This is a genomic window from Bacillus sp. KS1 (assembly GCF_020075515.1).
Lineage (GTDB): Bacteria > Bacillota > Bacilli > Bacillales > Bacillaceae > Bacillus > Bacillus velezensis.
On the sequence record NZ_JACAWW010000027.1, the window covers coordinates 80,215 to 99,047 of the forward strand.

22 protein-coding genes are annotated in these 18,833 nt (G+C 47.1%); 11 read left to right on the top strand and 11 right to left on the bottom strand.

Annotation, left to right across the window (positions count from 1 at the left end; all coding sequences use genetic code 11):
• The first annotated feature begins 67 nt into the window (after positions 1 to 67).
• Both HWY38_RS18930 and HWY38_RS18935 read left to right on the top strand, forming a co-directional pair.
• Positions 68 to 1,207, top strand: coding sequence for a YibE/F family protein (locus HWY38_RS18930; protein ID WP_224182399.1), 1,140 nt, complete (start codon positions 68 to 70; stop codon positions 1,205 to 1,207).
• Positions 1,204 to 1,965, top strand: coding sequence for a YibE/F family protein (locus tag HWY38_RS18935; protein WP_021493875.1), 762 nt, complete (start codon positions 1,204 to 1,206; stop codon positions 1,963 to 1,965). Before HWY38_RS18930 ends, HWY38_RS18935 begins: the two co-directional genes overlap by 4 nt.
• A gap of 35 nt (positions 1,966 to 2,000) precedes the next feature.
• On the opposite strand, the gene HWY38_RS18940 is transcribed toward HWY38_RS18935, so the two are convergent.
• From HWY38_RS18940 to treP, 4 genes are all read right to left on the bottom strand, one after another.
• Positions 2,001 to 2,666, bottom strand: a complete 666-nt coding sequence (locus tag HWY38_RS18940; RefSeq protein ID WP_029974056.1) for an NAD(P)H-dependent oxidoreductase — start codon at positions 2,664 to 2,666, stop codon at positions 2,001 to 2,003.
• Positions 2,667 to 2,799: 133 nt separating this feature from the next.
• Positions 2,800 to 3,516, bottom strand: coding sequence for a trehalose operon repressor (gene treR / locus HWY38_RS18945; RefSeq protein ID WP_012117069.1), 717 nt, complete (start codon positions 3,514 to 3,516; stop codon positions 2,800 to 2,802).
• 21 nt (positions 3,517 to 3,537) lie between these two features.
• Positions 3,538 to 5,223, bottom strand: coding sequence for an alpha,alpha-phosphotrehalase (gene treC, locus HWY38_RS18950; protein WP_224182400.1), 1,686 nt, complete (start codon positions 5,221 to 5,223; stop codon positions 3,538 to 3,540).
• 75 nt (positions 5,224 to 5,298) lie between these two features.
• Positions 5,299 to 6,714, bottom strand: a complete 1,416-nt coding sequence (gene treP, locus HWY38_RS18955; RefSeq protein WP_224182401.1) for a PTS system trehalose-specific EIIBC component — start codon at positions 6,712 to 6,714, stop codon at positions 5,299 to 5,301.
• 270 nt (positions 6,715 to 6,984) lie between these two features.
• Between treP and HWY38_RS18960 the strand changes: the two genes are divergently transcribed.
• From HWY38_RS18960 to HWY38_RS18970, 3 genes are read left to right on the top strand one after another with little or no spacing between them, the layout of a single operon-like run.
• Positions 6,985 to 7,245: a spore germination protein gene (locus HWY38_RS18960; RefSeq protein WP_007408496.1), complete on the top strand. Its 261-nt coding sequence runs from the start codon at positions 6,985 to 6,987 to the stop codon at positions 7,243 to 7,245.
• Between the two features lie 14 nt (positions 7,246 to 7,259).
• Positions 7,260 to 7,502: a spore germination protein gene (locus HWY38_RS18965; protein ID WP_003155595.1), complete on the top strand. Its 243-nt coding sequence runs from the start codon at positions 7,260 to 7,262 to the stop codon at positions 7,500 to 7,502.
• Positions 7,503 to 7,517: 15 nt separating this feature from the next.
• Complete coding sequence (locus tag HWY38_RS18970; RefSeq protein WP_003155596.1) at positions 7,518 to 7,949, top strand: Hsp20/alpha crystallin family protein; 432 nt, start codon at positions 7,518 to 7,520, stop codon at positions 7,947 to 7,949.
• Positions 7,950 to 7,958: 9 nt separating this feature from the next.
• On the opposite strand, the gene HWY38_RS18975 is transcribed toward HWY38_RS18970, so the two are convergent.
• The gene (locus HWY38_RS18975) at positions 7,959 to 8,336 is read right to left on the bottom strand and encodes a DUF1992 domain-containing protein (RefSeq protein ID WP_174738238.1); all 378 of its coding nucleotides are present in this window, start codon (positions 8,334 to 8,336) and stop codon (positions 7,959 to 7,961) included.
• Positions 8,337 to 8,582: 246 nt separating this feature from the next.
• Here HWY38_RS18975 and HWY38_RS18980 point away from each other — a divergent pair, with 246 nt between their 5' ends.
• Complete coding sequence (locus HWY38_RS18980) at positions 8,583 to 10,520, top strand: LTA synthase family protein (RefSeq protein ID WP_032872293.1); 1,938 nt, start codon at positions 8,583 to 8,585, stop codon at positions 10,518 to 10,520.
• Between the two features lie 40 nt (positions 10,521 to 10,560).
• On the opposite strand, the gene HWY38_RS18985 is transcribed toward HWY38_RS18980, so the two are convergent.
• Both HWY38_RS18985 and nagE read right to left on the bottom strand, forming a co-directional pair.
• Positions 10,561 to 11,001: a YfmQ family protein gene (locus tag HWY38_RS18985; RefSeq protein WP_038457277.1), complete on the bottom strand. Its 441-nt coding sequence runs from the start codon at positions 10,999 to 11,001 to the stop codon at positions 10,561 to 10,563.
• 128 nt (positions 11,002 to 11,129) lie between these two features.
• Entirely contained in the window at positions 11,130 to 12,512 is a 1,383-nt protein-coding gene (gene nagE / locus HWY38_RS18990; RefSeq protein WP_015239387.1) for an N-acetylglucosamine-specific PTS transporter subunit IIBC, read from the bottom strand.
• A 164-nt stretch (positions 12,513 to 12,676) separates the two neighbouring features.
• On the opposite strand from nagE, the gene map reads away from it, so the two are divergent.
• From map to HWY38_RS19010, 4 genes are all read left to right on the top strand, one after another.
• Positions 12,677 to 13,426: a type I methionyl aminopeptidase gene (gene map, locus HWY38_RS18995; RefSeq protein ID WP_014417181.1), complete on the top strand. Its 750-nt coding sequence runs from the start codon at positions 12,677 to 12,679 to the stop codon at positions 13,424 to 13,426.
• A 56-nt stretch (positions 13,427 to 13,482) separates the two neighbouring features.
• Positions 13,483 to 13,794: a DUF3243 domain-containing protein gene (locus tag HWY38_RS19000; RefSeq protein ID WP_003155607.1), complete on the top strand. Its 312-nt coding sequence runs from the start codon at positions 13,483 to 13,485 to the stop codon at positions 13,792 to 13,794.
• Positions 13,795 to 13,876: 82 nt separating this feature from the next.
• A complete protein-coding gene (locus tag HWY38_RS19005) occupies positions 13,877 to 14,032 on the top strand; it encodes a hypothetical protein (protein ID WP_007610027.1) in 156 nt (51 codons plus the stop codon).
• Positions 14,033 to 14,210: 178 nt separating this feature from the next.
• Positions 14,211 to 14,345, top strand: a complete 135-nt coding sequence (locus HWY38_RS19010) for a YflJ family protein (protein ID WP_003155609.1) — start codon at positions 14,211 to 14,213, stop codon at positions 14,343 to 14,345.
• Positions 14,346 to 14,384: 39 nt separating this feature from the next.
• Here the strand turns inward: HWY38_RS19010 and HWY38_RS19015 are convergent, their stop codons facing one another.
• Positions 14,385 to 15,044 carry an MOSC domain-containing protein gene (locus tag HWY38_RS19015; RefSeq protein ID WP_224182402.1) on the bottom strand — a complete coding sequence of 220 codons (660 nt, stop codon included), beginning with the start codon at positions 15,042 to 15,044 and terminating at the stop codon, positions 14,385 to 14,387.
• A 67-nt stretch (positions 15,045 to 15,111) separates the two neighbouring features.
• Here HWY38_RS19015 and HWY38_RS19020 point away from each other — a divergent pair, with 67 nt between their 5' ends.
• Positions 15,112 to 15,384, top strand: coding sequence for an acylphosphatase (locus HWY38_RS19020; RefSeq protein WP_224182403.1), 273 nt, complete (start codon positions 15,112 to 15,114; stop codon positions 15,382 to 15,384).
• Here HWY38_RS19020 and nosA read toward each other — a convergent pair.
• The 3 genes from nosA to HWY38_RS19035 all read right to left on the bottom strand — a co-directional run bounded on the left by nosA (position 15,378) and on the right by HWY38_RS19035 (position 18,737).
• Positions 15,378 to 16,469: a nitric oxide synthase gene (nosA, locus tag HWY38_RS19025; protein WP_224182404.1), complete on the bottom strand. Its 1,092-nt coding sequence runs from the start codon at positions 16,467 to 16,469 to the stop codon at positions 15,378 to 15,380. The two genes, HWY38_RS19020 and nosA, sit on opposite strands and share 7 nt — an antisense overlap.
• Positions 16,470 to 16,592: 123 nt before the next feature.
• Positions 16,593 to 17,387: an MBL fold metallo-hydrolase gene (locus HWY38_RS19030; RefSeq protein ID WP_014417176.1), complete on the bottom strand. Its 795-nt coding sequence runs from the start codon at positions 17,385 to 17,387 to the stop codon at positions 16,593 to 16,595.
• 51 nt (positions 17,388 to 17,438) lie between these two features.
• The gene (locus HWY38_RS19035) at positions 17,439 to 18,737 is read right to left on the bottom strand and encodes a citrate:proton symporter (RefSeq protein ID WP_224182405.1); all 1,299 of its coding nucleotides are present in this window, start codon (positions 18,735 to 18,737) and stop codon (positions 17,439 to 17,441) included.
• Positions 18,738 to 18,833: the final 96 nt, after the last annotated feature.

Genomic DNA, 18,833 nt, shown 5'->3' on the forward strand with positions numbered 1-18,833 from the left:
CGCATCGTTTAACACTTCACGGCAGGGCCTCTCTTTCACACGGCGCCGCCTGTTTGGAGGACTTTTTTTGAAGATAACAGGAAACAAACGAAACCGCATGTCTTACAAGAAAAAGCTGTTTTACGTGATAACAGCGCTCTGTTTTATCAGCTCGCTCATTTTCGTCACTCACAACGCTTCTTTTTATGAGCGGCCGATTGTCAAAGTGACGAAAACAACATTGGAACACCAGTCTGACGTACAGGACATGCATAAAAACAAAGATAAGATTTTCAGTCAGACGATCACAGCCAGACTTGAAAACGGCAGTCAGAAAGGACAGCTCATTCATTTGTCCAATCAGTATTCATCATCCGGAGCGAATGATCAGAAATATTCGATTGGCGATGAAGTATTCGTTTCTATTGATAAAGGGAAACCATCAAACAAGGATATATCGGGAAGCATTATAGATAAAAAACGGGATAAACAGCTTTTGCTGATCGCTTGGGTTTTCATCTTCACCTTGCTTATCGTCGGCAAAAAACAAGGCTTCTTTTCGATCGTCAGCCTGATGTTCAACGCCGTTTTACTGTCGTTTGCATTAGATTTGTACAGGAAGCATCCTAATATAGGGTTAATTTTCATCTGCGGTATCTGTATTCTCATCTTTACTGTTATCTCATTGCTGCTTGTCAGCGGTTTTCACGCGAAAACATATGCCGCCATTGCCGCGACGCTCGCAGGCACTTTCGTTTCCCTGCTGATTACGTATCTGGTGATGCTGGCAACCGGAGAGAAAGGTCTCAGATATGAGGAAATGCAGTATTTAACCCGCCCTTATCACACGGTGTTCATGGCCGGGGTATTTATCGGATCACTGGGAGCGGTCATGGATGTAGCCATTACCATGACGTCATCTGTCTTCGGATTATATGAAGAAAACAAGGGTATCTCATTACAAGCTCTCAGGCGTTCCGGGATGGAGATCGGAAAAGACATCATGGGGGCGATGACCAATATTCTGTTTTTTGCTTATATAAGCGGCTCTATTCCGATGATGCTTTTGTATTTGAAAAATGATTCCCCGATAGGATTCACTCTTTCTATGAACATTTCCTTGGAAATAGCCAGAGCATTGGCCGGAGGGATCGGAATCGTATTAGCCATACCCGCCAGTCTGTATGCTTCTATCTTTTTTATTAAACGAAAGAAGGCAAGCTCATGAATGTCATCGTAATTCTCGCGGCGATTTTATTTCTATTAATGGTCATCATCGGCGGAAAAAAAGGAGCGAGGTCTTTTATTGCGTTATTCTTAAATTTCGGAGTTCTCTTTCTCACCATCATTTTCATGACAGACCCGCATATCAATCCGATTGTTTTAACATTGCTCTCTTCCGCCGTGATTTGCAGCATTACTCTTTTTTATATTAATGGAGGAAACGTCAAAACCGTAACCGCCTTTATTTCTGCAATGCTGACGATTGCATTGCTGCTGTTTTTTATTATGTCTGTAACAAAACATACTTCGATTCAGGGATTCGGTGAAGAAGAATTGGGTGATATCGGCATATTCACACTGTTTGTCGGGGTGGATTTTGTGAAGGTTACCGCAGCCATGATCATCATGGGTACGATAGGGGCGATTACCGATGTCGCGATTTCCATTACTTCACCCATGCGGGAAATTTACAGTCATAATCCGTCCATGAGCAGAAAAGATCTGTACACATTCGGATTAAGCATCGGGAGAGATATTTTAGGAACGAATACGAATACGTTATTCTTTGCTTTTTTCGGCAGCTATTTGGCTTTAATTATCTGGTTTAAAGACTTATCATACTCAGCTGAAAAAATAGTGAACTCAAAAGTATTCAGTGCGGAAGCCGTCACCATTCTTTGTGCCGGAATCGGGATCGGCATCATCATTCCCGTTACGTCCTGGATCACCGCCTGTTTTTTAGCAAAACCAAATAAACGTTAAAAGCTGCCGGGACACGCCCGGCAGCTTTTTTTATCTTATACCCACTTTACAACGTCTTTTGAGGCAGATCTTGTTTTCGGGCGCGGGTCTCTGACACGGTAGCCGAATGCGGCCATAACAGAGATGTCGAAACTTCCGTTTTCCAGAAGCCCTTCTTCTTCAAGAATCCGGTGAATTTCTTTGTAGTTGAAGCCTTCTACAGGGCAGGAGTCGATTCCGATCTGCGCAGCGGCTGTCATCATATTGCCGAGGGCGATGTAAGTCTGTTTGGATGCCCAGTCAAACAGCGCGCGATCTGATTCAAGCAGATTGAAATCATTTTTCTGGAAGTCTTCCGTTTTGCTGATATAGCCTTCATACATATCTTCCGGCATTTTTTTGACTTCCCGCAGGTGGTTTTTGACATAGTCGGCGTCAAAACGGATATCCTTTGCCGTCCGGGCAAGCAGAAGTACGAAATGGCTTGCGGTCGGCAGCTGCTTTTGCGCGCCCCATGTGAACTCGCGGAGTTTTTCACGAAGCTCCGGATTTTGAACGACGACAAATTTCCAAGGCTCCAAACCGAGCGAGCTTGGCGATAATCTTCCCGTTTCTAAAATGAATTCAAAATCGCTTTCTGAAATTTTTTTCTCAGGATCAAATTCCTTTGTGGCGTGTCTGAATTGATACGCTTCGATGATCTGCTGTTTTTTATCTGACATTCATGATCTCTCCTTTTCAATCGTTATGTACTATTGTAGCCATTATTTTTGAAAGTACCAGTACGCACATTTTTGTTGGATAGTATTCATTTTGATACTGACAAAAAAAACGGGCTGCCGCGGCAGTCCGTTTTTATTTTTCTCTTCTCGCAAAGTCGACGAAACGGAATTTATCGAGCCTGTGCCGGCTTTCCGTGTACTGAAAGAGGCTGGTATCCTCCAAAAAGACACGGTTTTTCACGACCGCCATATGGCTGAATCCGCCGAGATCCAAATACTTTCGGTCCTCTTCCCCCGCCGGCTCCACGACAATTTCCTTTTGCGCGTAGCTGATGGACAAGCCGAGCTCTCCTTCGAGATACTCATAGATCGAATCTTCACAAATCGCCTTCGTCAATAGAGGCACGTGTTTTTTCACAAAGTAATCCTTGTCCAAAATAATATGTTCTCCGTCAATCCGTCTTGATCTGACGACTTCCCACACCTTTTCATCTGCTTCTGTACCAAGCTCTTTTGCAGCTTCTGAGGGAGGCAGGATCAGCCCGAGACGGTGAACCGTCGTTCTCGTCTCTTTTCCGAGCGTTTCCGAAAGCTCTTTGAAGCTGATCAGGCCTGAGACGGGAAAACGCATTTTTTCTCTGTCTAATATGACGGAGCCTTTGCCTTTGATTTTCTGGATGTAGCCGTTTTGCGCCAGCATATTGAGCGCTTTGCGGACGGTTTCTCGTGATGTGCCGTATTGATCGCACAAATCATTTTCAGACGGAAGAACGTCTTCAGCCTTCCGCTGGCCGCTTTCAATCTGCCGCACCATATCTTTATAGATTGTGATGTATTTATTCACTTTCATTTGACCACCCAGATTAGTGTATCACGCTTTTGTCAGATGATAAACGATCGATTCATACGGACGGAGCGTCAATCGTTCCGGCCGCCCTTCCCTCGGTTCATCATTCGTCAGCAGCACCGTAAACCGCCAGCCGTCCGTGTCTTTAAGCGGAACCGTAAAGTCCGCTTCTTTCCCGTAGAAATTGTTGATGCACAGCAGTTTTTCATCCTTGCCGTGTCTGACGTACGCCAGAACCGCCGGATCGTCTTCAGCAAGCAGCTCAAACGTTCCTTCAGTCACGATGTCATATTCCTTTCTGAGCTTGATGAGCTTCTGATAATGGTAGAAAATTGAATCCGGGTCCCGCAAAGCCGCTTCCGCGTTAATGTCCCGATAATCATCCGCCGCCGGAATCCAAGGCGTGCCCGTCGTGAAACCGCCGTGCGGCCCGCTGTTCCACTGAACGGGGGTTCTTGCATTGTCTCTTGATTTCTCTTTTAAAATGGCGATAATGTCTTTTTCGGGCACGCCCTCTTTCTTCATCTTTTTGTACATGTTCAATGATTCGACATCGCGGTATGAGCCGATGTCATCGAACTTCGGATTGCCCATGCCGATCTCCTCACCTTGATAAATGTAAGGCGTGCCCTGCATCATATGAACGGCCGCCGCCAGCATTTTGGCTGATTTCGTCCGGTACACGCCGTCGTCTCCGTATCTGGATACGGCCCGCGGCTGGTCATGGTTGCACCAGAATAATGCGTTCCAGCCTCCGCCTTTTTGCATCTCCGTCTGCCAAAACGCTAAAATCCGTTTCAGCTTCAGAAAATCAAACGGAGCGAGCGCCCATTTTTCACCATTCGGATAATCCACTTTTAAATGATGAAAGTTAAAGGTCATATCGAGTTCTTTATTCTCAGGGTTTGTGTACCGGATGCAGTGGTCAGCCGTTGTCGAGGACATTTCCCCGACCGTCATACTGTCATATTTCGAAAACACTTCCCGGTTCATCTCATGAAGAAATTCGTGCACGCGCGGCCCGTCCGTATAATAAGGGCGCCCGTCACGCCCATCCTCGGCATCAGGAAACGATTGGTCTTTAGAAATGAGGTTGATCACATCCAGCCGGAAGCCGTCGATCCCTTTCCGGAACCAAAAATGCATCATGTCGTAGACCTTTTTTCTCATCTTTTCATTTTCCCAGTTCAAATCGGCCTGCGACACATCAAATAAATGCAGATAGTGCTGCCCTGACGCCGGGTCGAGCTCCCAAGCGGAACCGCCGAATTTTGATTCCCAGTTGTTCGGCGCCCGGCCGTCTTCCTTTCCGTCTTTCCAAATGTAAAAATCCCGATACGGACTGTCGGGTGACGAGACCGCTTCTTTGAACCACCGATGCTCGACTGATGTATGGTTTACGACAAGATCCATAACGACCTTGATTCCTCTTTTATGCGCTTCATCAAGAAGCCGTTCAAAATCCTCCATCGTTCCGTATTCTTCATAAATGGTGCAGTAATCGCGAATGTCATAACCGTTATCATTCTGCGGCGAATCGTAAATCGGCGTAAGCCAAATGACATCAATCAAAAGCTTCTGCAAATAATCAAGCTTCTCGATAATACCGTTCAGATCACCGATCCCGTTTCCCGTCGTATCATTAAAGCTCTTCGGATAAATTTGATATACCGCTGCCTTTTTCCACCATGGTGTGCTGTCTGTTTTCATTTTTCTTCACCGCCTGTAATGTTTTGAATTGAAAGGGAAAAGGGACAGCCTGATAGAAGGCGCCCCGCAGGTTTTCTATTTTTGCCGTTTCAGCCGCGCATACCCGTATGTTCCCGCAAACGGGAGAATCAGCACGATCAGCATTCCGATCGCAAACGGACCCCAGTACTGACTCATAATGGAGAAGATCCCCGGCACGCCGCCGACTCCGACCGAGCTTGCGAGAACGCCTTTGACGGAGATGAACATCCCCGCGATTCCCGAACTAATCATGGCGATCACAAACGGAAATTTGCAACGCAGATTCACGCCGAAAATCGCCGGTTCGGTAATGCCCAAATATGCGGAAATGCCGGCCGTCAGTGAAAGCCCCCGCTGTTTTTTATCTTTTGTGATCAGCATCATGGCCAAAGCCGCCGATCCTTGAGCGATATTTGACAATGCGAGCATTGGCCATAAAAATGTGCCGCCGAGCTTTGATCCGATTAATTGAAGATCGACCGCGAGAAACGTATGGTGCATCCCTGTGATCACAAGCGCCGAATACAGCCCTCCGTACAGCAGGCCTCCGATGGCGGAGAATTGGCCGAAAACGGCAATCAATCCCGCCGTCAGCGCGTTACCGATCGCAAAGGTAATCGGACCGATGATGACAAAGGATAGAAAACCGATGACCAAAAGCGTCACCGGCGCGACGACCAACAGCTGAATACCCTCCGGCGTCCGTTTCGTCAAAAAGAGCTCAAGCCTGGCAAGTAAATAAGACGCCAGCAGAATCGGGAGCACCTGACCTTGATACCCGACTTTCTGCACCTCAAGGCCGAACAGGTTCCACACCGGAATATCGCCGCTCTGCTCGGCAGCCCCGTAGCCCCATGCGTTTAACAGATCAGGATGCACCAGCATCAGCCCGAGCACGATGCCCAAAAGCGGGCTTCCTCCGAACCGCTTCACTGCCGACCAGCCGATTAAAGCCGGCAGAAAAGCGAAAGCCGTCCCCGCGATCAGATTAATCATATTGGCGAGATCCGCCCATTGCGGATACACTTGGACAATCGATTTGGCGCTGTAGAAAATGCCTTCCGCCGTTAAGATATTGTTCAGACCCATTAAAAGTCCGGCCGTGACGATCGCCGGCAAGATCGGAATAAAGATGTCCGCAAGCGTTTTCACAGCACGCTGTAAAGGATTCATGTTTTGCGCTGCCGCCTTCTTCACGTCATCCTTGGACGCTTCACCCATCCCCGTTTCCTTCACTAATTCCGCATATACTTTGTTGACCGTCCCCTGCCCGATCACGACTTGAAACTGCCCGTTTACCGCAAAAGATCCTTTGACAATGTCTATTGCATCAAGCATTTTTTGGTTTACTTTGGTTTCATCTATTAATGCAAACCGCAAACGCGTCACACAATGAGTCGCCGCCTCAATATTTTCGATTCCGCCGACAGCTTCAGCGATCTGCCGCGCAGCCCGGTTAAACTCACCCATGCCAACCCCTCCGTAACCGTTTTCATTTTGTCTCACAAACTTGTATATACATGTTTATGACTCTATTGTAATGATGTATATACATGTCGTCAATCTATTTTTATAGCGCTTTCATCACAAATATACTGCGAAAGACCCTGAAACAAAAAAAGCCCCGCCGGAACCGGGCCTTGACTTCTTGTTTTATCGGGAACATGTCCGGGCGGAATTCACAACAGGAGCACAAAAAGCATACAGTACTGTACAACTAAGTTAAAGAGGTGTGAAGAGATGCCATCCACTGTTATCAACCTGTACTATTTGAAGATTAACAGTATTTCTGGCAACGGATCTATTACGATTGGGGAAGCGGCATACAACAGTCCCACCACAAATAACAAATCACAAGGACTGAACTCTTCATTCGGCGATACGTCACCTATAGAATCGATGATGGAGAACTTGTTAAATGATCCTGATGTCAACGACCAGACAGCCATCGGAACCGCAGATACCGCAAATATTACGCCGGTGCCGCCCATTATAGATTAAAGGGGTTTTTATGAATGCCTTATCAAATTAACGTCGTCAATATAAAAGTAAACGGAGCAACGCAAAACGGAAACGTCGATATCGGTCAGACCGTACAAAACAGCCACACCGCCAACAGCAAATTTGTCGGCGCGAACTTTTCTTTAGGGGATTTTTCGCCGGCCGCCGGATGTTTGAATTCGGGCCATCTTGACCCTGACGTGAGCGATCAGGATCAGATCGCCAACCCGTCAATGCCGATCGCAAATCAAATATAGGGAGGTTCTGCCGAAGTGGATATCGAAAAAATGAGAAAGTGGCTTGAGATTACGAACGAGCACAAGCCCAGCGACTTTTGGACCAATGTCCTGAAACGGAAATCTCCCGAAGATTTTTTCTCCTTACAAAAAAACACCCTGACTTATGATATTTATCAGGATGAACAGCACACATTTGTCATTGTGGAAATGCCCGGCGTTTACGAAGAAGAATTGACATTGAGGCTGCTGTCAAGAACACGGCTGCATATAAGAGGAAACATCACACCCCTTTTTCCAAAGAACATGGGCGTCTGCCAAAACCGGTATTACGGGGAAATCGATGAGACGATTGAGCTTCCTGAACCGGCTGAGCCCCACCTGTTACAGGCGCAGTGCGTAAACGGCCTGCTCCACATTTCCTACCCGCGCCTTATGGAGCACATTCCTTTTCAGAAAAAAATCTAAAGAGCCGGCTTACGGGCGGCCCAGCCGGCTGTACACTTTCTCCTTATAATGAGAAGATGCGGGTTTTGAGAACATGGCTTTCTCCTCCGTCAGTTTGTCGAGTCTGACTTGTTTTTCCGTCCGTTTGTTCCGCAGGTGATCCCGCTCCTGTTCATTGCGGCACTTGGCGATCAAATAATCGAGCGTCATCAGCTCTTTCTTCAGCGCGCCTTCATCCTCGGCGATCCCGGCGTTTTTTAATATGCGGTAGCCCATTCTGAGCGATTCCGGAAGATGTGCGGCATCGTCTTTCGGCAGGGGCTTTCCCATTCCTTTGATGCCGGCGAACTCTCCATCCTTAATGGCGCGCTTGATTTTATCTTCAGCCACGATATGGGCAATATCCATCACTGTTCACCTCTTTTTTCAATAGAAACCGGGTGTGATCATACGGAAACATAGGCCCCAGTTTGTTCCATTTATATGTTTTAAAGCTGTCATTCAACAGATCAACCGCCGTTGCGACAGCGTTTTTCGCCCTTTTTCCGATGAGCCTTTTCCACCTTTTCTATTTGCTGGTTTCATGGTATATTGATTACGTTCGTTTTTTCTATCGTTCCGTGTAAACCGTGATCGGAAAAAAGGAGTGTAACAATGAAAACATTTATAAAAGAAAGAGGACTTGCCTTCTTCTTGATAGCGGTCGTGTTATTGTGGGTGAAAACATATGTCGCTTATATTTTAAACTTTAACCTCGGCATAGACAACACGATCCAGAAAATATTGCTTTTTGTGAATCCGCTGAGCTCCAGCTTGTTCTTTCTTGGACTTGGGCTTCTTTTCAAGAAAAAATTACAGCAGACAGCCATTATTGTGATTCATTTTTTATTGTCTTTTTTGCTTTTTGCAAACATCGTCTATTATAGATTCTTTAATGATTTCATTACCATCCCGGTCATGATGCAGGCAAAGACAAACGGCGGCCAGCTCGGAGACAGCGCGTTCTCGTTAATGAGATGGACAGACGCCTTCTACTTCCTGGATACCGTCATTTTGATTATTTTGGCCCTTAAGATGAAAAAACCGGCTGAAAAACCGGCGAAGAAATCATTCAGAATCGTTTTGGCTTCCGCCGTGCTTATGTTCCTGATCAACCTCGCCGTCGCGGAATCCGACCGTCCTGAGCTTTTGACACGCTCATTTGACCGAAACTATCTGGTGAAATACTTGGGCACGTACAACTTTACAATTTACGATGCCGTGCAGAATGTGAAATCAAACAGCCAGCGCGCGCTTGCCGATTCAAGCGATGTAACGGATGTGGAAAACTATATGAAGGCCAACTATGACGTGCCGAACAACGTCTATTTCGGAAAAGCCGAAGGAAAAAACGTCATCTACGTCTCATTAGAGTCTCTGCAATCCTTTATCATTGACTATAAAATTAACGGCAAGGAAGTGACGCCGTTTTTAAACAAACTGGCGCACGATAATCAAACATTCTACTTTGATAACTTTTTCCACCAAACGGGACAAGGTAAAACATCTGATGCGGAATTTATGATGGAGAACTCTCTGTACCCGCTTTCGCAAGGTTCGGTTTTCGTCAATAAAGCGCAAAACACGCTGCAGTCCGTTCCTGCGATCCTAAAAGGCAAAAAGTACACGTCTGCCGCTTTCCACGGAAATACGCAGACTTTCTGGAACCGTAACGAAATGTACAAAGCGGAAGGCATCGATAAGTTTTTCGATTCCGCTTATTATGACATGAGCGAAGAAAACACGAAAAACTACGGCATGAAAGACAAACCGTATTTCAAAGAATCCATGCCGCTCTTAAAGAGCCTGCCGCAGCCGTTCTATACGAAGTTCATTACGCTGTCCAACCACTTCCCGTTCGGAATGGATAAAGAAGACACGGACTTCCCGGCGGGAGACTTTGGCGATTCAGTCGTTAATAATTACTTCCAGTCCGCGAACTATCTGGATGAATCAATTGAACAGTTCTTTCATGACCTGAAAAAAGACGGCCTGTACGATAAGTCGATTATCGTGATGTACGGAGACCACTACGGCATCTCCGAAAACCATAATAAAGCGATGGCGAAAGTGCTCGGCAAAGATGAGATCAATGAATACGACAATGCCCAGCTTCAGCGGGTGCCGCTCTTTATCCACGCTCCCGGCGTGAAAGGCGGCCGCAATCATAAATTTGCCGGTGAAGTCGATGTCGCGCCGACCGTTCTTCATCTGCTCGGCGTCGATACGAAAGATTATCTCATGTCAGGTTCAGATATCTTATCGAAAGAGCACAGAGAAGTCATTCCGTTCCGTAACGGAGACTTCATCTCGCCGAACTATACGAAAGTGTCCGGCAAGTATTACGATACGAAAACCGGAAGACTTTTAGATGATTCAGAAGTCGACAAAAAAGAAGACTCTCTCGTCAAGACTGAGCTTGAAATGTCTGATAAGATCATCAACGGCGATCTGCTTCGTTTCTATCAGCCGAAAGGCTTTAAGAAAGTGGACCCTTCACAATTCGATTATACGAAGCGTGAAGATTCCTCAGCAGATGATCAAAAAGAATAAACAAAAGCCAGATCATATCAATGATCTGGCTTTTTTATGTTCAGCTCCCGGCGGCCATAGTGCGCTTTTGCAGGCTGTCGGAAAGAACTGAATAAGCGACGACTTTCTTTTTCTGCTGTTTGACGACATCTACATGGTCTTCGTAGCTGTATACAAACACCGTCACATCTTTTTTTCCTTTTCTCGTCTTAATGACAAGCGGATCGGCTCCGTTTTGCGGATGAAGATAACGCTCTTCATCCCCTGGGTATATATAATGCCGTTCGATAAACACGGCTTCGTTAAAATCATCAATCACCCGGCGTTTGTCTTCGCCTTCCAGACGTTTTCCGCCGAGGGAAACGGCAGCGGACGCGTCACTGAGCTTCGAATGGGTTTCAAACTTGCGGAGAATCCATTCCACCGCTCCGGTAGGAAGGCATGTCAGCACAATCTTAATCAGGCTTATGACAACAATTGAAACAACTGCAATCCATGTCACCTTACATCATCTCCATACTTGTTCTACATGAATCTTAACATAGAAGAAAACGTTGTGTTTTGTACATTATGTGAATCTTGATATATGTTTTTTAAAAAAATCCGGATCACCTAGGTGATCCGGATTTTTCAAGTCTGCTTCTGGTCGTCACGGCGGACGGCTTCTCTCAGCTCTTCCGCGACAAATTCGACGTTCGGCCCGATAATGACCTGCGCCGTTTTATTCCCCGTTTTGATAACCCCTTTTGCTCCCGCTTTTTTAAGCGCCGCCTCATTAATGAGAGACGTATCCTGCACGGTCAGTCTGAGGCGGGTCGCACAGTGATCAATCGTTTCGAGGTTTTGCCTGCCGCCGAGCCCCTTGAGCATGGCATGTTCTTCGACGGAACCGGCCGTATCTTCACTAAGCACTTCTTCCTCTTCCTCATCATCTTCCCGTCCCGGCGTTTTCAAGTTTAACGTTTTGATGAGCATATAGAAGACGACAAAATAGATCACCGCATAACAAAGCCCGACAACGAGCAGCAAAAGCGGTTTTTCGGCAATCCCGTAGCTGAGGAGATAATCGATCGCCCCCGCCGAGAATGAAAAACCTGACCTGATTCCGAGAACATTCACGATAAATAAAGAGAACCCGGTTAATATAGCATGAACCCCGTACAAAAGCGGTGATAAAAACATAAATGCAAATTCAATCGGCTCTGTAATTCCGGTGATAAATGCCGTCAGCGCGAGACCGATCATCATTCCGGCCGTCGCTTTGCGCTTACTTGGCTTAGCCGCGGCAATCATTGCCAGACATGCGGCCGGAAGCCCGAACATCATAATCGGAAAGAATCCCGTCATATAAGTTCCCGCCGTCGGATCCTTCGCAAAGAAGCGGGCCAGATCTCCCGTTTTTCCGTGAAAATCGCCAAATTGGAACCAAAAAATATTATTCAGCACATGATGAAGACCGAACGGAATCAAAAGCCGGTTAAAAATCCCGTAAATCCCGGCGCCGATTCCGCCAAGCCCGATCATCCATTCCCCGAAAGACGTAATCACCGACTGAATCGGCGGCCACACAAATCCGAAGATCCCCGCCAAAATAATGGTAATCAGCGCCGTTACAATCGGAACGAGCCTGCGCCCGCTGAAAAACCCGAGATATTCGGGCAGCTTCGTATCCTTAAAGCGATTATACGTGTATCCCGCAATTAACCCCGCGATAATCCCTCCGAAAACGGCCATATTATTTGTCGAATTGATTGATTTTACAGCCGCGTCCAGCATGATATAAGAAATTGCTCCCGACAGAGCGGCGGCCCCGTTGCTGTCTTTGGAAATCCCGATCGCGATTCCGATCGCGAAAATCAGCGGCAGATGATCAAATACCGCGGTCCCCGCCGCGTAAATGAACGGAATATTTAATAAGTCCTCTCTGCCGATGGCCAAAATAATACCAACGGCGGGCAGAACGGCAATCGGAAGCATAAATGATTTTCCGAGTTTTTGCAAAAATTGAAGCATTTTACCCATCCCCCTTCTTTTTTCTTAAATATACCACATAAGTTATCTAGTGATCTATACCAATTTTCCTTCATTTATTCACATAAGGCTTGTTGGTTTTCTATTTATAAACCAGTTGTGGTAAGCTTGAATCAGATGATTAAAAATAGAAAGCGGGAATGACAATGATTGTAACGAACGATCAAGAATTAGAAGGCCTTAAAAAAATCGGCAGAATTGTCGCGCTGGCGCGTGAAGAAATGAAGAAAAAAGCCGAGCCCGGCATGAGCACGAAAGATCTTGACCTGATCGGAAAGGCGGTGCTTGACGAGCACGGAGCCGCTTCCGCTCCGGAGAAGGAATACGATTTCCCGGGCGTGACATGTATCAGCGTAAATGACGAAGTCGCTCACGGCATTCCGAGCGCCTCTAAAATCTTAAAAGCCGGAGATCTTGTAAATATCGATATTTCGGCGGAGTTCGGCGGTTTTTATTCCGATACGGGAATTTCATTTGTACTCGGAGAAGGCGATGAACGTCTGCAAAAGCTTTGTAACTGCGCAGCATCCGCATTTCAGAAAGGATTGGATCAGGCAAAAGCCGGCAAACGCCAAAACCAGATCGGCAGAGCCGTCTACCATGAAGCCCGCTCCAACGGATTTACCGTCATTAAAACGCTGACGGGCCACGGAATCGGCAGAAACCTCCATGAAGCGCCGAACCACATCATGAATTACTATGATCCGTTTGATAACGCGCTTCTTAAAAACGGAACCGTGATCGCGCTTGAGCCGTTTATTTCCACGAAAGCGGAAACGATTGTTGAAACGGGAGACGGCTGGACGTATAAAACGCCGGATAAAAGCCTTGTCGCCCAAGTGGAACACACCATCGTGATCACAAAAGACAAACCGATTATTTTAACTGCATTGTAATGTTTCATCTCCCTTCCAAACAGGTATACAACAATTAACCCGAAGGAGGGAGACGCATGAAAAAAGATAAAGAAAAAATCAAAATCGAAAACGAAATACACGCCATGCACGGCGTAACGAAACAGCAGATTTTAGAGGATTTCGAGGAATTTAAGGCGTACCTTCATCAGAAAATTTCCGCCGGAAAAAAACTGGGTCTGGATGACAGCAAAATCATTAAAAGCGCCGCCATCCTCGGGGACTATCTCGCCAAACACGAGGAGCCCCGCAATGCGGAAGAAAAACTCTTACAAGAACTGTGGGACATTGCGGATGACAATGAAAAACAGCATTTGGCCCAGCTTCTCGTCAAACTTGCCGGACACTGATACAGTGCCCGGCTTTTTTATGCTCCGTTATAAGAGTTGTGCTACACTGGACATATGTCTGTGAAAGGAGCCATTTTTCAACATGTGGTTTATTATCTTCGGGTTTATTTTCTTTATTGAAAGCATCATTCTCACCGTTTACGGAGTCAAGAAAAAGAAGGGGATGCTGGTTTATTTCGGCGTCGTTTTCGGAATCATGACACTCGGAACGGTGCTGTTAAAATTAACCGGCCATTAAGCATGAAAAGACCGCCCTTTACATATATATGTAAGAAAGCTTTACATCTCTGAATCGAAAGTCTCAGTTTTTGCGTTATCCCTTTTCAGCGTCTTTTTATAGATGTTACAATGCCAAAAGTTTGGCAAAAACTGAAGAAACCTCCCCAGCGGGAGAACGGAGAAAGGAGTTTTCTGACATGCATTATGGCAGTAAAGGCTGGTATGTAGAAGAGTTAAAGAAAAAAGGAATTACCCACTATGAAGGAAGAAAGCTTCAAAGCTTCAAAAAGTACTTCCTTGCCAATCTGCTGGAAACAAAAAAACAAGCATAACGTAAATCAGCCGTGCTGTCAGTGCAGCACGGCTTTTTTCTATACATTAGTGAGCCTGTCCCTTTTTTTAAGGAAGGACTCCCTCCAGCTTTCTGACAGCGCTTCTTCCCGCAGTATTTCTTCAATCGCTGACAGATTGCCTGAATCACGGTATTTCACTTCGTTCGCATACCAGACGGAAATGCTTTCTTTTCCTCTCGACAGACGCTTGATGACGGGACGCGGATCGACATATCCTTCTTCAAGCACCCTGAAATAAAAGCCGGTAAATCCCGTCTGCTGTACACGGAGCACCATATCTTTGATGCCATATTTGAGCGCGAGTTTGACGCAGGGCTGGCGCGGCTGGCTTACTTGAACGACGGCTTCCCCCAGCTGAAAGACGTCTCCGATCCACACGTCTTGTTCGGCCAGTCCTTTGACCGTTACATTCTCCCCGAACGCGGCGGCGGGAAGTTTTCTCGCGAGCGTAGTTTCCCAATATGAATAATGCTCGGCGGGATACACGCACACCGCTTTATCGGGACCTCCGTGATGCTTCAAGTCGGCTTGCCCGTCCCCGTCAAAATGGGTTTTATACAGCATGACGGGAGAATCTGCGGGCCGCTTTATGATGCCGGAATTGATTTGTCTGCCGGCAAATTCATGAATTGCGGGCTTTCCGAGATTGATAGATAAGACAGAATAGTCTTCCGTCACCTCGTTCACATCCTTTGCGAAATCTCATATCTTTCCTTTATCATAGTAAGAAAAAGGTGGTTTTTCCATGCTTCAATATCATATGATTGCAGACGGCCGGGTTCAGGGCGTAGGTTTTCGCTACTTCGTCCAGATGGAAGCCGACAGACAAAAGATAGCCGGCTGGGTAAAAAACCGTGATGACGGCCGGGTGGAAATCCTTGCCGAAGGTCCTGAAGAGTCGTTAAAACAATTTGCCGAAGCAGTCAGAAAAGGCAGCCCCTTCTCAAATGTCACAGGCGTAACCATCGAAGAATCACACCGTCTGAAAGGGTACCGCACCTTTTCCATCAGTTACTGATAAGGCTTGTCCTGATAATAATAATTCGGCTTCACAATCGTATTGTCATATGATTTATGGAAAATGTGGGTGGAAGCCGGCGAGATCGGCGGAATCAGCCAGGTCCAGTCGCCCGTCAGTTTTCTGCCCGCGTCTTGTTCCTGTTCTTCGAAGCGTTTAAATTGATTCGCCGCCGTATGGTGATCGACAATGCTGACACCGTGTTTTTTGTATGAATAGAGCACTGCCTTATTCAGTTCCACCAGCACCTGATCTTTCCACAGGTCGGTATTCAGGCTGGCGGAAATCCCCATGACTGCAGCGGCTTTTTTGAGCATATCATACCGTTTTTCGTCAGCAAGGTTCCTTGCGCCGATTTCGGTTCCCATATACCATCCGTTAAAAGGCGCCGCGTTGTACGACAGCCCGCCGATTTCAAGCCTCATATCGGCGATAATCGGAACCCCGTACCATCTGAGATTTAAATCGGCAAACTCTTCAATATCCGGATGGGTGATCGGCACTTCTTTCACGAGCGTCTGAGGCAGGTCATACCAGACCGGCTGCCCGTCCCCTTTCATCCGGAAAAGCAGCGGCAGAATATCAAAATCGGTCCGCTTCCCGCGCCAGCCGAGTTTTTCGCAGACAGCCGTCAGCTCATATGATGCCGGATCACCGACTCTTCCTTTTTCAGTCTCATATCCCGCATAGCGGATGAGCTGGTGATTCCAGATTTCCACTTGTTTCTCCCCATTCTTCTCAGGAGGGAAAATCGTAATCGTCGGTTTAATTTTTCCGCCGTTCGTGGCGATTTCAATATGTTCAAATAATGCGTCGCGCACCTCTTCTTTCGTGTTCACACCGCGCCGGTCAATGACGTTCAGCGATTGCCAGAACAGACGCCCGATACAGCGGTTGCTGTTGCGCCACGCCATTTTCGCCCCGTGTTCAAGCTCTTCCGCCGTATGGACGTAACTTCCCGTCCGATCTATCTCATCTTCTATCGCGTGAAGACGCGCGTTGATTTGCGATTCCATTCCGAGTTCCTGATAGCAGACATCAATAAAATCCTTCGCCTCATCCCAAAGTATTTCCGTATGTTTCAAAAAACTCTCTCCTTCAATTTACATCTGTTTCCCATTGTATCGTTTTTAGGAGTGAACACAATGGTTTTTTTGTATCATACTGGAAACTGCATAGAAAAAACACCTGTGATTTTCGCAGGTGTTTTACAAAACGGAATGCAGTTTTTCAGCCAGTGTAAGCAAATCCTCACGGTAGTTTTTTCCCGTCATCGGAATTCCGTGACCCGTCAAAAGCGCTTCCGGCTCCAGTTCGGCCAGTTTCTGAACGGATGCGGCCGCCGTCTGCGTATCCGCTGTAAAATAGGCGGGCGGCCCGTGAAGCTCTTGTTTTTGAATGACAACGTCCGCAAGCGATTCCTGTTCAACAGTGATCACGGCATCACCGGCAAGCAGAACGCGGTCTTTATCCCGGAATAATGAAATATGGCCGGGGGTGTGACCGGGCGTATGCACCCATTTCCATTCTTCAAGAAACGGAACGGTACCGTCTGAAGGCAGTGCCTGAACGGACGGAATGCGGATCGTATGGCGCGGAAACAGCGGTGACAGCTTTGCGACAAGCCCTTTTTTCGCATCGGGCCTGGCAGGCGGATAATCCGCTTTCCCCGTGACGTACGGGAGCTCCTTTTCATGAATGTAAACCGGCACATTCCAAAGCTCAAGCAGTTCTTCAATCGCACCGACATGATCAAAATGGCCGTGTGTCAAAATGACCGCCTTCAGCTGATACCCCTCTTTGAACCGGCGTTTCATTTCTTCTGTTATCATCTCCGCCGATTGAGGCATTCCCGCGTCAACCAGAATGATTTCCCGCGGAGCTGAGGGATTTTCGATAAAGTAAACATTCGCAATCTGCACGGTCAGTCCGTAAACGCCGTCCGCCGCTTTAAAACCGGCGCCGCTTCTCACTGAAAAAAGCGGCATAAACGGATCACTCATCATGGCACCTCCTCTGATGCCTTTAGTGTGCGACGAACCGGGTGTTTTATGTTAAAAAATCGTGATTGCGCCAATGATGAGCGCAAAGGCCGTCATGACGATAACGGCAAGAACCGCCCATTTCATCGCAAACTTCTGGTGTTCATCAATGGTGACCCCGGCAAGCCCGGCTAATAAATGCGTCGACGGCACGAGCGGGCTTAACATATGAATCGGCTGGCCGATGATCGAAGCGCGGGCGATTTCCACCTTATCTACACCGTACGCCACGGCGGTCTCGGATAAAATGGGCAGCACGCCGTAAAAATAGGCGTCATTGGGCATCAGAAACGTAAAGATACCGCTCGTTAAGGCAACAATCGCCGGAATAAATCCCCCCATCTGTTCCGGAATAAGCGATACGAGGGAAATGGCCATCTCATCAACCATCTTCGTCCCTGTTAAAATTCCGGTAAACACCCCTGCGGCAAAAATCATCGAACCGATCGCAAGCACATTGCTCGAATGGGCTGAAATACGCTCCCTTTGATCGTTAAGCTTCGGATAGTTGACAATCAGCGCGATACAAAACGCAATGATGAACAGCACGGTTAAATTCACTTTTCCTGACACTAAAAATCCCACTAAAGAAAGCGTTAACAGTAAATTGAACCACCACAGTTTCGGCCGCCTCCATTCATCTTCCGCAGCCGCAGCCGTTTCATTTGTATGGGACGGCTGCTTTAATTCGATCACCCCGAGCCGTTTCCTTTCCATCCTTCCGAGTACATAAGCGACCACAATCATACACACCATTCCGCTGGCAATGACAGGCAGCATCGGCCCCGTCAGCTCTGCCGGGTCAACGCCGAGCGCACTCGCCGCACGCGGGGTCGCCCCGCCCCATGGGATCGTATTCATGATACCCATGCCGACACCGGCGATTCCCGCTAAAATAATCGGACGGATTCCGAGCATGATATACAAAGGCAGCATTGCGCTTGTCGTAATCATATACGTCGTCGAACCGTCTCCGTCCAGTGCGACAAGCATGGTCAAAACGGCTGTTCCGACTACAATTTTGAGCGGGTCGCCTTTAACCAGCTTTAAAATACGCGACACCATCGGATCAAATAAACCGGTATCAATCATAATGCCGAAATAAAGAATCGCAAACATAATCATAACTGCAATCGGCGCCACCTGTTCAATCCCGGAAATCATCATCTCGCCGACCCGGTTAAAAGAAAACCCGGCAATCAGCGCAAACACGATCGGCGTTAATACGAGCGCCGTTAACACCGAAAGCCGTTTTGTCATAATCAGCACCATAAAAACAAGCATCATAAGAAAGCCTAAGATTGCTAACACAGTATGTCCCCCTTATTATGAATACGCTTACATTTTAAAGGCCCGATCCCCTTTATCCGCCTTTTTGCTATCTTATGAGAATTGGATATTGAAGTA

Coding starts and splice junctions, on each gene's coding strand:
- HWY38_RS18935 (WP_021493875.1), top strand. CDS start 1,204: ATGAATGTCATCGTAATTCTCGCGGCGATTTTATTTCTATTAATGGTC.
- HWY38_RS18940 (WP_029974056.1), bottom strand. CDS start 2,666: ATGTCAGATAAAAAACAGCAGATCATCGAAGCGTATCAATTCAGACAC.
- treR (WP_012117069.1), bottom strand. CDS start 3,516: ATGAAAGTGAATAAATACATCACAATCTATAAAGATATGGTGCGGCAG.
- treC (WP_224182400.1), bottom strand. CDS start 5,223: ATGAAAACAGACAGCACACCATGGTGGAAAAAGGCAGCGGTATATCAA.
- treP (WP_224182401.1), bottom strand. CDS start 6,714: ATGGGTGAGTTTAACCGGGCTGCGCGGCAGATCGCTGAAGCTGTCGGC.
- HWY38_RS18960 (WP_007408496.1), top strand. CDS start 6,985: ATGCCATCCACTGTTATCAACCTGTACTATTTGAAGATTAACAGTATT.
- HWY38_RS18965 (WP_003155595.1), top strand. CDS start 7,260: ATGCCTTATCAAATTAACGTCGTCAATATAAAAGTAAACGGAGCAACG.
- HWY38_RS18975 (WP_174738238.1), bottom strand. CDS start 8,336: ATGGATATTGCCCATATCGTGGCTGAAGATAAAATCAAGCGCGCCATT.
- HWY38_RS18980 (WP_032872293.1), top strand. CDS start 8,583: ATGAAAACATTTATAAAAGAAAGAGGACTTGCCTTCTTCTTGATAGCG.
- nagE (WP_015239387.1), bottom strand. CDS start 12,512: ATGCTTCAATTTTTGCAAAAACTCGGAAAATCATTTATGCTTCCGATT.
- map (WP_014417181.1), top strand. CDS start 12,677: ATGATTGTAACGAACGATCAAGAATTAGAAGGCCTTAAAAAAATCGGC.
- HWY38_RS19000 (WP_003155607.1), top strand. CDS start 13,483: ATGAAAAAAGATAAAGAAAAAATCAAAATCGAAAACGAAATACACGCC.
- HWY38_RS19005 (WP_007610027.1), top strand. CDS start 13,877: ATGTGGTTTATTATCTTCGGGTTTATTTTCTTTATTGAAAGCATCATT.
- HWY38_RS19010 (WP_003155609.1), top strand. CDS start 14,211: ATGCATTATGGCAGTAAAGGCTGGTATGTAGAAGAGTTAAAGAAAAAA.
- HWY38_RS19020 (WP_224182403.1), top strand. CDS start 15,112: ATGCTTCAATATCATATGATTGCAGACGGCCGGGTTCAGGGCGTAGGT.
- HWY38_RS19030 (WP_014417176.1), bottom strand. CDS start 17,387: ATGAGTGATCCGTTTATGCCGCTTTTTTCAGTGAGAAGCGGCGCCGGT.